At 62.0% G+C, this 13,775-nt stretch carries 19 protein-coding genes and 1 pseudogene; 6 read left to right on the plus strand and 14 right to left on the minus strand.

The window, feature by feature from the left end:
* The first annotated feature begins 121 nt into the window (after positions 1 to 121).
* From FJ943_RS12055 to FJ943_RS12065, 3 genes are all read left to right on the plus strand, one after another.
* Positions 122 to 1,015, plus strand: a complete 894-nt coding sequence (locus tag FJ943_RS12055; RefSeq protein WP_015316104.1) for a branched-chain amino acid aminotransferase — start codon at positions 122 to 124, stop codon at positions 1,013 to 1,015.
* A 145-nt stretch (positions 1,016 to 1,160) separates the two neighbouring features.
* Positions 1,161 to 1,478 (plus strand): hypothetical protein, encoded by a 318-nt coding sequence (locus FJ943_RS12060; RefSeq protein ID WP_015316105.1) that lies wholly within the window; start codon positions 1,161 to 1,163, stop codon positions 1,476 to 1,478.
* 136 nt (positions 1,479 to 1,614) lie between these two features.
* Positions 1,615 to 2,253: an MBL fold metallo-hydrolase gene (locus FJ943_RS12065; protein WP_015316106.1), complete on the plus strand. Its 639-nt coding sequence runs from the start codon at positions 1,615 to 1,617 to the stop codon at positions 2,251 to 2,253.
* 88 nt (positions 2,254 to 2,341) lie between these two features.
* Here the strand turns inward: FJ943_RS12065 and FJ943_RS12070 are convergent, their stop codons facing one another.
* From FJ943_RS12070 to FJ943_RS12080, 3 genes are all read right to left on the minus strand, one after another.
* Entirely contained in the window at positions 2,342 to 2,776 is a 435-nt protein-coding gene (locus FJ943_RS12070) for a BA14K family protein (protein ID WP_015316107.1), read from the minus strand.
* A 186-nt stretch (positions 2,777 to 2,962) separates the two neighbouring features.
* Positions 2,963 to 3,175 carry a cold-shock protein gene (locus FJ943_RS12075; protein WP_008877668.1) on the minus strand — a complete coding sequence of 71 codons (213 nt, stop codon included), beginning with the start codon at positions 3,173 to 3,175 and terminating at the stop codon, positions 2,963 to 2,965.
* Positions 3,176 to 3,493: 318 nt separating this feature from the next.
* A complete protein-coding gene (locus FJ943_RS12080; RefSeq protein ID WP_006202520.1) occupies positions 3,494 to 3,706 on the minus strand; it encodes a cold-shock protein in 213 nt (70 codons plus the stop codon).
* A 584-nt stretch (positions 3,707 to 4,290) separates the two neighbouring features.
* Between FJ943_RS12080 and FJ943_RS12085 the strand changes: the two genes are divergently transcribed.
* Positions 4,291 to 4,701 carry a Kazal-type serine protease inhibitor domain-containing protein gene (locus FJ943_RS12085; protein ID WP_140721729.1) on the plus strand — a complete coding sequence of 137 codons (411 nt, stop codon included), beginning with the start codon at positions 4,291 to 4,293 and terminating at the stop codon, positions 4,699 to 4,701.
* 33 nt (positions 4,702 to 4,734) lie between these two features.
* Here the strand turns inward: FJ943_RS12085 and FJ943_RS12090 are convergent, their stop codons facing one another.
* The 4 genes from FJ943_RS12090 to FJ943_RS29590 form a co-directional block, all read right to left on the minus strand.
* Positions 4,735 to 5,352: an NAD(P)H-dependent oxidoreductase gene (locus FJ943_RS12090; RefSeq protein ID WP_015316109.1), complete on the minus strand. Its 618-nt coding sequence runs from the start codon at positions 5,350 to 5,352 to the stop codon at positions 4,735 to 4,737.
* Positions 5,353 to 5,431: 79 nt separating this feature from the next.
* Entirely contained in the window at positions 5,432 to 5,680 is a 249-nt protein-coding gene (locus FJ943_RS12095) for a hypothetical protein (RefSeq protein WP_015316110.1), read from the minus strand.
* Positions 5,677 to 5,946: a hypothetical protein gene (locus FJ943_RS12100; RefSeq protein WP_015316111.1), complete on the minus strand. Its 270-nt coding sequence runs from the start codon at positions 5,944 to 5,946 to the stop codon at positions 5,677 to 5,679. The genes FJ943_RS12095 and FJ943_RS12100 overlap by 4 nt, the downstream gene beginning before the upstream one ends.
* A 237-nt stretch (positions 5,947 to 6,183) precedes the next feature.
* Positions 6,184 to 6,423, minus strand: coding sequence for a hypothetical protein (locus tag FJ943_RS29590; RefSeq protein WP_181171509.1), 240 nt, complete (start codon positions 6,421 to 6,423; stop codon positions 6,184 to 6,186).
* A 213-nt stretch (positions 6,424 to 6,636) separates the two neighbouring features.
* On the opposite strand from FJ943_RS29590, the gene FJ943_RS12110 reads away from it, so the two are divergent.
* Positions 6,637 to 8,271: a sulfotransferase gene (locus tag FJ943_RS12110; protein ID WP_140664853.1), complete on the plus strand. Its 1,635-nt coding sequence runs from the start codon at positions 6,637 to 6,639 to the stop codon at positions 8,269 to 8,271.
* Positions 8,272 to 8,317: 46 nt separating this feature from the next.
* On the opposite strand, the pseudogene FJ943_RS12115 reads toward FJ943_RS12110, so the two are convergent.
* Both FJ943_RS12115 and FJ943_RS12120 read right to left on the minus strand, forming a co-directional pair.
* A pseudogene (locus FJ943_RS12115) lies at positions 8,318 to 8,670 on the minus strand (DUF1428 domain-containing protein).
* Between the two features lie 98 nt (positions 8,671 to 8,768).
* Positions 8,769 to 9,185 (minus strand): glyoxalase/bleomycin resistance/extradiol dioxygenase family protein, encoded by a 417-nt coding sequence (locus FJ943_RS12120; protein WP_140721732.1) that lies wholly within the window; start codon positions 9,183 to 9,185, stop codon positions 8,769 to 8,771.
* 221 nt (positions 9,186 to 9,406) lie between these two features.
* Between FJ943_RS12120 and FJ943_RS12125 the strand changes: the two genes are divergently transcribed.
* Entirely contained in the window at positions 9,407 to 10,021 is a 615-nt protein-coding gene (locus FJ943_RS12125; RefSeq protein WP_015316116.1) for a glutathione S-transferase, read from the plus strand.
* 28 nt (positions 10,022 to 10,049) lie between these two features.
* Here FJ943_RS12125 and FJ943_RS29595 read toward each other — a convergent pair whose 3' ends face one another.
* The 5 genes from FJ943_RS29595 to FJ943_RS12150 all read right to left on the minus strand — a co-directional run bounded on the left by FJ943_RS29595 (position 10,050) and on the right by FJ943_RS12150 (position 13,712).
* Positions 10,050 to 10,307: a hypothetical protein gene (locus FJ943_RS29595; RefSeq protein WP_015316117.1), complete on the minus strand. Its 258-nt coding sequence runs from the start codon at positions 10,305 to 10,307 to the stop codon at positions 10,050 to 10,052.
* 32 nt (positions 10,308 to 10,339) lie between these two features.
* On the minus strand, positions 10,340 to 10,648 hold the full coding sequence (locus tag FJ943_RS12135) for a HigA family addiction module antitoxin (RefSeq protein WP_015316118.1): 309 nt from the start codon (positions 10,646 to 10,648) through the stop codon (positions 10,340 to 10,342).
* Between the two features lie 27 nt (positions 10,649 to 10,675).
* The gene (locus FJ943_RS12140; protein WP_140721735.1) at positions 10,676 to 10,954 is read right to left on the minus strand and encodes a type II toxin-antitoxin system RelE/ParE family toxin; all 279 of its coding nucleotides are present in this window, start codon (positions 10,952 to 10,954) and stop codon (positions 10,676 to 10,678) included.
* Between the two features lie 78 nt (positions 10,955 to 11,032).
* Complete coding sequence (locus FJ943_RS12145; protein WP_140721738.1) at positions 11,033 to 12,559, minus strand: ABC-F family ATP-binding cassette domain-containing protein; 1,527 nt, start codon at positions 12,557 to 12,559, stop codon at positions 11,033 to 11,035.
* Between the two features lie 247 nt (positions 12,560 to 12,806).
* On the minus strand, positions 12,807 to 13,712 hold the full coding sequence (locus FJ943_RS12150) for a DMT family transporter (RefSeq protein WP_140713659.1): 906 nt from the start codon (positions 13,710 to 13,712) through the stop codon (positions 12,807 to 12,809).
* Between the last annotated feature and the right edge of the window lie 63 nt (positions 13,713 to 13,775).

The raw sequence follows: 13,775 nt of genomic DNA on the forward strand, positions 1-13,775 counted from the left end.
CCAGGGCGCGATTATCCGCTTACGCTTCCAGACACCGGCCGGCGTCTCCAACCACATGGCGCTGCCAAAAGAACACGCAACAACACTAGGATATGCGGGTCGCGACCCGCGGGAGGTTACCATGGCATCCGTTCCCTTCGATCAACTGGACGGCTTCATCTGGATGAATGGCGCGTTCGTCCCGTGGGGGGACGCCAAGATTCATGTGCTGACCCACGGCCTGCATTACGCCAGCGCGGTCTTCGAGGGTGAGCGCGCCTATGGCGGCGAGATCTTCAAGCTCAACGAGCATACGGAACGCCTGCATGAATCGGCACGCCTGCTCGGCTTCAAGATTCCCTATTCGGTGGCCGAGCTCAACGACGCGTCGACCACGCTCCTGAAGAAGCAGGGCTTCCAGGACGCCTATGTCAGGCCGATCGCCTGGCGCGGCAGCGAGCAGATGGGTGTTTCGGCGCAAAACAACCGCATCAACGTCGCCATCGCCATTTGGCAATGGCCGAGCTATTTCGACCCGGCGCAGAAGCTGAAGGGCATCCGTCTCGATGTGGCGGAATGGCGCCGGCCCGATCCGCGCACGGCGCCGTCGCGGTCGAAGGCCGCCGGCCTCTACATGATCTGCACCATGTCCAAGCATGCCGCCGAGGCCAAGGGCTATGCCGACGCCATGATGCTCGACTGGCGGGGCCAGGTCGCCGAAGCGACGGGCGCCAACATCTTCTTCGTCAAGGACGGCAAGATCCACACGCCCAAGCCCGATTGCTTCCTCGACGGCATTACCCGCCGCACGGTCATTGGACTCGCCAAGGATCGCGGCCTGGAGATCATCGAACGCGCCATCCTGCCGGAAGAACTGGAAGGGTTCGAGCAGTGCTTCCTGACCGGAACGGCAGCGGAAGTAACCCCGGTTTCGGAGATCGGCCCTTACCGATTCGAAGTCGGCGAGATCGCCAAGAATCTCATGAACGACTATTCTATCGCCGTTCAACCCAAGCATGCTATCGCCGCAGAATAACGATAGTCACAGCTTTTCGCGCAAGCAGGGGCGGTTTTCGGGCCGCCCCTTTTATTTCAGCGTTTCTGCATTTGACTTTCCTCCAATTCGGCGTCTCATGATGGTGTCGGCCCGGGAGGCTGGCAGCTATGGAGGGACTAATCATATGGACATGAACACGCTTCTTCCGATCATCATTCAGATCATCACAGGCATCATTGGTGGTCAGGCGGTCGGCGCGGCGATCAAGACGGCGGCAATGGGTCAGCTTCCCAAAATCCTGGGCGGAGCCATCGGCGGTGTCGGCGGCGCGGCGATCCTCGGCAGCCTGCTTGGCGGCGGTGCGATCAGTCCTGACGCGGCCGCGGCGGCGACCAGCGGCCTGGGCAGCGCGCTCAACCTGCAGAACATCGTCGGTGGCGCCGGCGGTGGCGCGATCCTGACCGGCATTCTCGGCGCGGTCATGGGCGCCATGAAGAAATAAGCCTGCCGATCTCGGGCTTCGCAGAATGGGCGGCTTCGGCCGCCCATTCCTTTGGAGACGCACTGTTTGGCCTTCCGGCTGTGGACGGTTTTGAGCGATGCCTCTACATGATCGCTGACACAGCGAAAGGACGATCATGGGTCAGCTCAATGCCGGCATCGTGCCGGTCACACCGTTCCAGCAGAACTGCACCATCCTGTTCGACATGGAGGACAAGCATGGCGTCGTCGTGGATCCGGGCGGCGACATCGACAAGGTGCTGGCAACGTTGAAGGACAACGCGATCGCGGCCGAGGCGATCTGGATCACCCACGGTCATATCGATCATGCCGGCGGCGCCATGGAACTGAAGGAAGCACTCGGCGTCGAGATCATCGGCCCGCATGAAGCCGACAAGATGCTGCTCGACAATCTGGAAAACCAGGGCAGGCGCTACGGCATCGGCGGTGTGCGAAACTGCGTGCCCGATCGGTTCCTCGCCGAAGGCGAGACGGTGTCGTTCGGCGGCCATGTGTTCGAGGTGCTGCATTGTCCCGGCCACGCACCGGGCCATGTCGTCTATTATAACCGCGCCGCCAAATTCGCCCATGTCGGCGATGTTTTGTTTCGCGGTTCGGTCGGCCGCACAGACCTGCCCGGGGGCGACCATGCGGCCCTCATCGCCTCGATCAAAAACAAGCTGTTGCCGCTCGGCGACGACATCGGCTTCATCTGCGGCCATGGCCCCGGCGGGCGTTTTGGCGAGGAACGGCGAACCAACCCGTTTTTGACCTGAATGAGATCGCTGCCGGAAGCCCAACAAACCGACAACAAAAAAGCGCTGGCCTTGCGGTCAGCGCTTTTTTGTTTGGGGCAGGGAAGCCTCAGTTGGCGGTGCAGAAATGCTGTTCACCGTCGCTGCCGGTGAAGGTGCCGGTACGGGAATTGAAGGTGCGGTAGCGGTCCGAGCAGTACTCGTACCAGCCGCGCGTCCACGGTTCGGCGTAACGGTCGGCATAGACCACCTGCGGTTCCGCGTAGTAGCGGCGGACCGGGGCAGGGCGCACCCGCACGTCACGATCGTAGTAACCGTCATCGTAATAACGGTCGGAATCGGGCGGTGGCCGGTCATTGGCCAATGCGCCACCGATCAATGCGCCGGCGGCAAGGCCGAGAACGCCGGCTGCCACGGCATCGCCATGGCCATGGCCGTGATGGTGCCAACGGCGCCAGTCATCGGCATTGGCCGCCGAGAAGGTCCCCAGCGTGGTGGCGACCACGGCTGCGGACAGCACGGCTGTCTTGAAAATGCGGTTCATCTTGGTCTCCTTCGTACCGGACCGTGCAGTTTCTTGCAGGGGATGCAGTCCGGCTTTACGAATGACTAATATGGGACCGTGGCTGAACGGGGGCTGAACGAAAATTTGGCCGCACGCATTCTTTCACCGCCTCAAAACCGCACCTTTCGGCGCGGACCTAACTGCCGGAGCCGGTCCGAAGCCGGCTCAGCCGACCGACAGGTTGACGGCCTTGGGTCCCTTGCCGCGCTTGTCCGGCTCGGTGTCGAATGTCACTTTCTGCCCATCTTCGAGACCGGGGAGACCCGACGCCTGCACGGCCGAAATATGGACGAAGACATCCTTCGCGCCATCATCCGGTGTGATGAAGCCGAAGCCCTTGGCATGGTTGAAGAATTTGACGGTGCCGGTCTGCGGCATGGGAAGCTCCTTTGATCCCATAAACTCCAGTCTCGGGCCGGCAAATGCCCGAATGCAAATTTGTCCTTTATTTTAGCGCTATCGGCAAGAGAAAGTTTTGCTGGCACTTAAAGCACGTCGCTTTAAGTGCTTGTTTTGATGCGCGTCATTGGCCCGGACCCGGGATGAACTTCCGGATGAGATGAGTCTGCGCTGCGCGGCGGACATGAAAAAGGCGCGGCGAAAACCGCCGCGCCTTTCAAAAATCCGTCTGCCTGCCCAGGTGCTGGTCAAGCTCCTCGTTCGCCCATCCGCCTGGGATGCGCGCGCGCCGATCGCTCAGGCTGCGCGCAGGTTGACCGCCTTCGGGCCCTTGCCCATGCGGTCCGGCTCGACGTCGAAAGTGACCTTCTGGCCATCGACGAGCGTGCGCAGGCCCGAGGCCTCGATCGCTGAAATGTGGACGAACACGTCCTTGGCGCCGCCGTCGGGCGTGATGAAACCGAAGCCTTTGGTCGCATTGAAGAATTTAACGGTGCCGGTCTGGGCCATTGGGGAAACTCCTTCACCCGTTCAGTCTTGGTGGTCCTGCCCGCCACCTGGCGTCGAGGGCAGTTCCTGGTGGTTGCTTTCGGCAGTCATGCATTGGCGCATGGTCAAACCCCCCGCCGAAAAACGGGGCCGTCAGAGATTCACAGTATCGGGGAAAGGTCGTCCAAAACGTTCCGCTCTCCGGGTCGCAAATGCCCGAACACAGAATTTATCGCACGGAAACGTGAAGGTTGCAAGATAGCGCCGCGGGCCGCCGCCCTTGGCGCATCCCGACGCAAAAATCGACCGATCAAAGCGTCGACCGGCCGCAAATAGGCTTCGTTGGCGGAAGGGTCATCGGCCCACAGCACCGGTCATGGATGGGCCAGGAGCGACGATTGCCGGGGACGCGGCTGGGGCCTACCGGTTCGGGTGTCGTTCTCCTACAGAAGCCGCAAACAAGGGTTGCAATTGGCGGTGGAATGACAACGATCACGCCATTGGGTGACTGATCCAAATCTTGTTTTGATCGATATCATCATCAACGAACCGCCACGCAGTCTTGGGCGGTACGGACCGGGACGGGGATCGAGGGAGAGACGATCATGAGGTTTCTTGCGGCGATCTTTTCACGGCAGGTTTTTGCCGTCCTTTTCCTGTCGGCAATTCTTGCCGCCTGCACGGTCGTCGTCGATGACGGACCTGGGCCGCGACCGCGTCCGCCGCGCCCTGAACCGCAATTCTGCACCAAGCAATACGAACCGGTCTGCGCCCGGCGCGGCGGAGATCGCCAGACCTTCGCCAATGCCTGTCTGGCCGATCGGGCGGGTTACCGCATCGTGCGTGACGGCGCCTGTCACGGCGGTGATGGCGGTGGCGGCGGTGGCGAGCAGACGTTCTGCACCCGCGAATATGCTCCGGTGTGCGCCCGCCGGCATGGAGAGATGCGCACCTTCCCCAACGCCTGCGAGGCGCGGGCCTCGGACTACCGCATCGTCGGCGAGGGGCCGTGCTGAGATTCTGCCGTCTCCCGCATGAGGGGAAGGCCATTATTTGTCCACGCCAACATAAGCTTTGCTCTTGAGCAGGCCGGCCAGATGAGCAGCGTTTGAGGCCGCCATTTCGATGGCTTCGGTAACCTTGGCGGGGGTTTTCGGCAGGTCGACGTAATTGACGTCATGCATGGCTTCACCGACCCAGTAGACGCCGCCATTGGCGGGAATGGTGAAGCCGACATCGTTCAGCGCCTGGAAGCACTCCGCATGGCAATGATGCGCGCCGTCCTCGTTGCCGACGATCGCCACCAGGGCCACCTTGCCGGCGGCCGGCATGCGGCCCTTGTCGTCGGTCTCCTCGAGAAAGGCGTCCATCCGCTCCATGACGCGCTTGGCGACGCTCGATGGTTGGCCCAACCAGATCGGCAAGCCGAGAATGAAGATATCGGCGGCCAGGATCTTTTCGCGCAGGCCAGGCCAGTCGTCGCCCCTGCCCATGTCGGAGAGCACGCCAGGCTTGATGTCATGATCAAGCGTGCGCACGACCTCGCCTTCCACGCCATGCGGTTTGAGCGCCGCGAGCAGATCGGCGATGATCTTGTCGGTGGACGATTTTTCCTTGTCGCCGGATGCTTTCAGCGAACAGTTGAGGGCAAAGGCGGTGAGGGACATCGCAAAACTCCTGCATCTGGTGTGCAGGCTCAACGCCGCGAGGCGTTTGCGGTTGCGCGGTGTGTCGGCTGGCCTCCGCTCAGCTGGCCGGATTGTCGGCCAGTTCGAGATTGTCTTCCGTGGTGACCCGTTCGTGGGTCTCCTGGTCGCTGCGGATGCGGTATTGCGGGGAACCGTCCTTGACCGGCAGCCTGCTCTTGATCTCGAACAGTTCCGCGGCCTTGTTGACCAAGCCGGTCCGGCTTTTCATCCGCACGGTCTGGCCGATGGCGAAGAGATGCGAGGGGGTGTCGGTGCGCGGTCGCGCATTCTGTTGAAAACGGATCATGCTGCATTCTCCCGGTCGCGCACCAGCGCGGTTTCGAGGTCCAGGTGGTCGATGGCGACGAGCTGGCTGGTGAGCGGGTTGTTCACCGCCTTTGCCGGCAGATGGATGAAGGTGGCGACGCGGCGCCAGGCAAGCCGCGACATGCCCTCGATCAACTCCTCGTCGTGATCGATGTCGTAGTCGCCGGCCGGCAGTTGTCCTTCCAGGCCACCGAGCATGAATGGCGCGGTGAAATGGGCGATGGAACGGGTGGTGCGGTCGGGCATTGTCCTGGCCTTTTGGGATGAGATTGGCGGGTCGAGAACCTCTGACGCCGCGAGATGCCAATTCTGGCCCAAACCATATGTGATATATAACGGAAATCGGCGCTCTATTCAAGAATAATAACGGAATTCCTTGCTTCGATTTGAAAAATAGACGGATATTAATTTTGGAATAAATCTGCTATGGCTGCGGATATCTTCGAAAATTTCTTGGAGACGTTCCGAGTTTTTCCTCGGCGCTTATGTTTTTATTTTTTCAAAAAGGGATAAAGCCATGGATTCAATCAGAACTTCGAAAGGGAAGAGCATGGCGATCAATCCGATCGTCAGGTCAATCGCCACGTACCCCATTGGCGCTGCCGGAAAGCCGATGGCCGTCCAGTCGGCGCGGCTGACCATCAGAAGGGACGAGGCGGCAAGGCGAACGATCTCCGATACCGATGGAACTGTGAGGCGGGCCAGGCAGGTTGCAGAGACCAATCGCCTGATTTGATCGCTTTCGCCGCGACGTGAGGCGCAGAATCAAGCAAAGCCTTGAACCTGTAACGCCGATGGCCTAGATCGCGGCAGGCGCACGAACACGGTAGGTGTCCCATCAACAGAGATCAGAGAAGAGCGGCGGGTGCGGGGACCAAGCCTGGCGCGGCCAAGTCTGGCGGGGGAGGACAGCCGCCGCTGGGCCTCGACCAGTATGTGCAGCAGGCATTGCAACTGCACCAGGCCGGGCGCCGGCAGGAGGCCGAGGCGATCTACCGCCAGGTGCTGACGCGTCAGCCCAAACACGCGGCCGCGGCGCATTTCCTGGGGTTGCTGCTGCACCAGACGGGGCGCAGCGAAGAAGGCATGGATTTCCTCGAACAGTCGGTTCAGCTGCAGCCGACCAATCCCGACTTCCTCAACAATCTCGGCACGGTGATGCGCGATCTGGGCCGTGTCGCGGCGGCGATCGATTTCTTCCGCGGCGCGGTGGACCTGCGGCCGGAGCAGCTCGCGGCGCGCGACAATCTCGGCTCGTCGCTTAAGCAGATCGGCCGGTTCGACGAGGCCGAGGACATCTATCGCGGCACGGTGCAGCGCAATCCATTCCACGTGCGCGCCCGTATCGGGCTTGCCGAAACCCTGCAGGAAGCCGGACGCCTCGACGAGGCGCTGGCTGTCTTCCAGGAGGCACTGACCATCCGGCCTAGGGATGCCGACCTGCTGCACGGACTGGGCGTCGGGCTGATGGAAAAGGGCAAGCTCGACGAGGCGACCGGCCTGTTCCGGCAGGCGGTGGCGATCCAGCCCGGCATGGCCCGCGCGTGGCTGATGCTGACGCAGGTCAAGCGCCAGAAGGAGCGCGATGCCGAAATGGCTGGCATGGAGGCGCAGCACGCCAAGGCGCCTCAGGACAGCCTGGCACGCATGCAGCTGTCGTTTGGCCTCGGCAAGGCCAATGACGATCTCAAGGATTATGGCAGGGCCTTCGACTATTTCGCCGAGGGCAATGCCATCCGCCGCAAGGGCATCGACTACGACCCGGTGAAGACGCGCGCCGAATTCGAGGCAATGAAGACGGTGTTCGATGCCGGTTTCTTCGAAAAGCACAGACCGAGCCCGATTGCCGACGACGCGCCGATCTTCGTCGTCGGCATGCCGCGTTCGGGTACGACGCTGGTCGAACAGATCATCGCCAGTCACCCCCAGGTCTATGGCGCGGGTGAGCTCAGCATCCTGAAGACGGCGGTCGGCAAGCAGTTCCCGTCGAACATGCCAGGCGGCTTCCCCTGGGGCGTGGCCGACACGGACGATAGGGATTTCGCCGAGGCGGGGCAGGCCTATCTGGACATGCTGCATGCCCGATATCCGCATATGCGCCACGTCACCGACAAGATGCCGGGCAACTTCCTGCTTGTCGGCTTCATCCACATGATGCTGCCGAAGGCCAGGATCATCCATTGCGCCCGCGATGCGGCGGCGACATGCCTGTCGATCTACAAGGTGCATTTCCGCGGCGACAGCCACCGCTATGGCTATGACCTCGGTGAGCTCGCCGATTTCCACAATCTCTACACCGACATCATGGCGCATTGGCACAAGGTGCTGCCCGGCGTCGTGCACGATGTGCGCTACGAGGATTTCGTCGCCGACCAGGATGGGCAGAGCCGGGCGCTGATCGACTATCTCGGCCTGCCATGGGACGATGCCGTGCTGTCGTTCCACGAGACCGACAGGCCGGTGCGCACGGCGTCGGCCGCGCAGGTGCGCCAGCCCATGTACCAGGGCTCGGTCGATCTGTGGAAGCGCTATGGCGACAGGCTGAAACCACTGCTGGATAAGCTCGGATAGGCCGATAGCGCGGTAAGGCCGGCCTGCGAACGGCGGTCGAGCTGTCTCAAAGTTCCATGAAGGGCTGGAAGCCGCCGAAGATCATGCGCTTGCCGTCGAACGGCATCGTGGCCATATCGCGCTGCAGACGAGGGTCGGCCATCACCTTGGCCATCACCGCATCGCGATCCTGCCTGGATTTGTATACGGCCCAGGAGAAAACGACGATTTCATCATCCTTGGCCTGAACGGCACGCGGAACGAGGTGATTTCGCCATAGGGCACGTCGTCGCCGATGCATTCGACATAGGCGAGCGCGCCATGTTCCATCCATATGGGGCCTGCGAGGTTGGCGAGCTTTTTATAGTCATCGAGATTTGCCTTCGGCACGGCAAGCACGAAGCCATCAACATAGGACATGGTGGTCTCCTCTTTGCTGAATTCGAACGCCGGGTCGGCGGGGATACACCCGGCGCGATTGGGCGCATCCCCTCGGCGAGGGGCGCGCTCGCTAAAGCCTATTCCGTCGGTGCGTTCATTGCCCAGGCGACGCCGAAGGGGTCCTTCACCTGGCCCCAGCGGTCGCCCCAGAACATCACCTGCAGCGGCGTGACGGCCTCGCAGCCGGCGTCGACGGCGCGCTTCCACCAAGCGTCGATATCATCCTTGCCGAGATGGAGCTGCAGCGTATAGCCCTGCGCCACCTGGTGCGGATGGCCGTGTTCCGGATAGGCGTCGCCCAGCATCAGTGTCGAGCCGTTGATATAGAGATGGATATGCATGGTGCGGCCTTTTTCGTCCGCCGGGTAGGCAAAGACTTCCTCGGCCCCGAAAGCCTTCTTGTAGAACTCGGCCGCCTTGATGGCACCGTCGACCTGAAGATAGGGGGTCAATCCGCCAAGCACTTTTGGCCGGGGTGGGGTCTGGTCGGTCATTGCATGTTCCTCTTCACGTTTGTTTGGCCTTGCGGACCACAGGACGGATGAGATGACGGCAATCCTACAGGACGCCGAAAATTTTTGGCCGGGCGACAACCGATGGGTTGGGAAGGCGTGCAACGAACTTGCGTCGGCGGCTTCCAATCAGAGCGCAATTCTCTCGGCTCCCAAGCTAAAAGAGTTGGATTGCGCGCCGCCTACTCAGCCCGGAGACGACAATGATCCTCTATTATCAGACCCACTCACCTTTCGCGCGCAAGGCGCTGGTCTTCGCGCATGAGGCAGGCGTCGCCGATCAGCTCCAGGTCATTCATCACGAAACCAGCCCGACCTTGCACAACGCCAGTGTCCACGCCGAAAACCCGCTAGGCCAAGTGCCGGTGCTGCTGCGTCCGGGTGCGCCGGCGATCTTCGATTCCGACGTCATCTGCGCCTATCTCGATACGCTGCATGATGACCGGAAGTTGCTGCCGCAGGTCGGCGAGGCACGCTGGCAGGCGTTGCGGCTGCAATCGGCCGCCCAAGGCCTTGCGCAGACGGGCATCGCCTTGCGCTGGGAGACGGAAAGGAGACCCGAACAGCTGCGCTATGATGCTCTTGCCGAAGGATATCGGCAGAAGATCGAGGCGACCTACGACTGGGCCGAGGGCGCCCTTGACGACGAGGCGCCGCTCCATGTTGGACATATTGCGCTAGCCACCACGCTGTCCTGGATGGCGTTCCGTCATCTTCCGTCGTTTGGTTCGCGGGCGCGGCTGACGCGCTGGTTCGAGGCTTTCGAAAGGCGTGCGTCGATGCGTGCGACGCCGCTTTCGGGCGATACACATGATTGATTCGCGCTCGCCTGAGAGGCGGCGAGCGTCAACGGTTGTTCCGCGTGTCGAGGATTTCCGGAAAGCCGATATCCTTGCGCAGCGCGGCGGGCAGCGACAGCAGGATGCGTTCGCTGCGGTGACGGGCGCGCGCCGCGGCATACCGGGTTGCGATGCGGCCGATGGATGACAGGACGGACATGACGAATTCTCCCTGGTTTGGCGCCGGCATCATCGTGTCGGCATCCCAAGGACGGGGCCGCAACGGGCGATCCGACAGATTGCCCGGAAAATTTTTTGTCAGCATTTACATCTCGTTCAGGCGTCGCCGAGGAGAACCTATGCGACCTTGAGCGTGGGAATAGCCGAAACATCGACCTCACGCTCGGCGTGCCAGGCATCGAAAGCCGCCTGCATCCGAAGCCAGATCGCGGCGCCGTCGCCGAACAGCTTCCCAAGGCGAGCGGCCACCGCCGGCGAAACCGGCTTCCTTTCGCGGATAATGTCATAGAGCTGCTGCCGGGATATCCCGAGCAGATTTGCAATTTCCACCTTGGTCTTTCCAGTTGCCGGGATAATGTCCTCAAGCAGCGCTCCCGGGTGGGAGGGGCAACGCTCGATCGGACGCGTCGGCTCGTGCACGGTCATACGTCGAACTTCTCCAATCTGGCCGCCTCAGTGATATTGCTCGAAATCGACGCGGGCGGCGTCGTTACCGTCGAATTCAAATTTAATGCACCACGGACCATTGACGTGGACCGTGTAGCGGATGGGATCGAGGCCTTTCAGCGAATGGAAGTCGAAGCCGGGAAGGTTCATCTCCTCCGGCTTTTCCGATGCTTCCAGGCGGTCAAGCCGAACAAGGATGCGCTTGTGCATCTTGGCATCGATCTTGCCGGTTTTTCCGGTTTGAAAAAGGTCGGACAGCGCCTTGTTCTTGAACGATTTGATCATGACATATGTAAACAGATCGCTTACACAAATCAAGAACCTGTAAGCAAATAATTTACAGGCATGCCGATCTCCCGCCGCTCAGCCGGTTCCCTCAGCCACCTCGCGGAAGAAGCTCTCCGGATCCTCGACTTCGGTCAGCTTCCGCTTCTCGATCAGCCAGAAGCGGTTGCCGATGGCGCGGATGAAGGAGCGGTCGTGCGAGGCGAGCAGACAGCTTGCCTGGTGCTTCAGCAACTCCTCCTCCAGCGCTTCCTGGCCGTCTATGTCGAGATGGTTGGTGGGCTCGTCGAGCAGATAGAAATTGGGATTGGCGAGCCTGAGCGCCAGCATCATCAGCCGTGCCTTCTGGCCGCCCGACAGAACACCGATCTTTTTCTCCTGCATCTCGATGACCACGCCGGCGCCGGCAAGCAGCGAGCGGGCGCGCTGTTCGCCGACATCGTAACGGCGCGAGACCATCGCCAGCGGCGTGTCGTCGCCGCTGATGCCCGACAGCGCCTGGTCGCTGTAGCCGAGCACGGTGGACGGCGTCACCTTCACATTCCGCACCGTGTCCGGCTCGAGGATGGCGTTGCGGATCATGGTGACGAAGCGCGACTTGCCGACGCCGTTGCGGCCGAGCAGCACGATCCGGTCGCCCTGGCAGATGTGGCGCTTGCCGGTCCTGAACAGCAGCGTGCCGTCGGGCGTTTCGACCGCCGCGTCGTCAAGCGTGATCAGCACCTTGGCGTGGGTACCGCGATTGGCGAGTTTAATCGCGCCCGCCGATTTCTCGCGATGCGCCGGATTGGCGGCCTCTTCCAATTTTTCCGCGCGCTGGTTGAGTTGCTTGGTCTTGACCGTCAGCAGGTCGCTGCCGGAATTGATGCCGATATTGTTGAGCTTGGCCGCCTGCCGGCGCAATTGCTGCGCCACCTTCATGTCGCGCTGGAACTTTCGTTCGGTCGACGCGTCAACCTCGTCCAGCGCCTCCCTGGCGCGGGAATAGGGGAGGGAGAACACCGGCGACTGTTCCGGGCGCAGGAACAGCGTCCGGTTGGTGGTGGCGTCTAGGAAGGCGCGGTCATGGCTGGCGATGATGACGGGCACCTCGCGCGGCAGCGCGTTGAGCCAGGTTTCCAATTGGCTGATGCGCGCAAGGTCGAGATGGTTGGTCGGCTCGTCGAGCAAAAGCATGTCGGGATCGGTGACCCAGACGCGGGCGATCAGCGCCAGCCGCTGCCAGCCGCCGCTCAGTGCCTGCATTTCTCGCCCGCGCATCGGCTCGGGCACGTCAAGCGAATCGAGAACGACGTCGACACGCCACATCTCGCTGTCGGCCTGTTCGGGCGGTAGCGCGTCAGCCACAACCTCGTAGAAAGTGCGGCCAAGCAGGGCAGAGGCAATAGACTGCTCGACATGGCCGACACGCAGACCGCGCGTGCGGGTGATGTCGCCTGTCGTCGGCTCCAGTTCGCCGGTCAGGCATTTGAGCAAGGTCGACTTGCCGCGGCCGTTGGCGGCGACGATGCCGAGCCGGTCGCCGTTGCCGATGCTGAGGTCGAGATTGGAAAAGAGCGGCGCACTCATGGTGACGCCGAGGGATTTGAGGCTGATCAGGGCCATTTTGATTTCTCTGGTCTTGCCGGAATGCCGGCTCATGCACTTTGACGGTGCGCGTGCCGGCCATCAGGCCAGGCGTTGCGTACCACGAAGGGCAGACCAAAAAATCGAAGCGGGAGAAAACCCGGACCGTCCCTGGTCAGCCCTGCAAGCTGGCTCGCAGGGCGCAAATCGGGCCACGCTGACGATGGTGACGATAGAACGTAAACACGTGAGCCCTCCTTTCGAGACGTTCGAGTGTGACGACTGGCTACACCAAAGGCGAGGCTGATGGCAAGGCCGCCGCTTTCAAGCGGCGCGGGAAGGGGTCCAGCACCAGTATGCAGCCGCCGATGATTGCCACCGCGCCGAAGCCCTGGATCAGGGTCAGCGACTCGCCGAGCACAATCGTTCCAGCCAGCACCGCGATCGTGGTCACGGCGAATTCGACGCTGATGGTCCTGGTGGCTCCGATGCTGGCCACCAGCCGGAAATACACGACATAGGTCAATGCGCTCATCACGCAGGCCAGTATGGCCAGGTAGAGGAAGTCGACAGGGCGCGGCATGGCCGGCACCGGCACGGCGAGCAGCAGCGGCAGCGTCATCAGGCCGCCGAACAGGAAGGCGGCGCTGGTGAGTTCCAGCGAGCCGGCCGAGCGCAAATGGCGATTGGCGTAGTTGCTGCCGAATGCCGCCGAGAAGGAACTGAACAGCGAGGCGGCACAGCCGATCGCAAAGGATGCGGTGACCGGAACGGCGGGGAAACCGACCAGGACGATGATGCCGGCAGCGCCGAGCAGCAGTCCGGCCAGGCCGCGAACAGCGATGCGCTCAAGCCCCCAGAGCTGGCCGATGATCATCGAGAACAGCGGGATGGCGGCAACCAGGATGGCCGCCATCGCCGTGCCGATGCGCGGCGTGGCATAGGACAGGCCGATCAGCTGCGCCGCCACCGTCGTCGCGCCGACCATGGCGAAATGCCGCCAGCCGGCGCTGAAATCCAGCCGTCGCCGCGTCGCGGCGGCAAGCAGAAAGAGCGTGATGCCGGCGATCAGCGCCCGCAAGGTGACCGCGCCGACCCAGCCAAAGGCATGCACCACCTTGAGCAGCACCAGGAACGACAGTCCCCAGGTGACAGCCAGGAAGACGTAGGCGGCGATGTCTCTGGGTTTCATGGGGGAGTTGGCTGATGGTTTTCGGAGCGGAAGAGCAGAATTGAAAGGCCCGTATAGGTTCGT

This window comes from Mesorhizobium sp. B2-3-10, assembly GCF_006442275.1.
In the GTDB taxonomy this organism is placed as follows: Bacteria; Pseudomonadota; Alphaproteobacteria; order Rhizobiales; family Rhizobiaceae; genus Mesorhizobium; species Mesorhizobium australicum.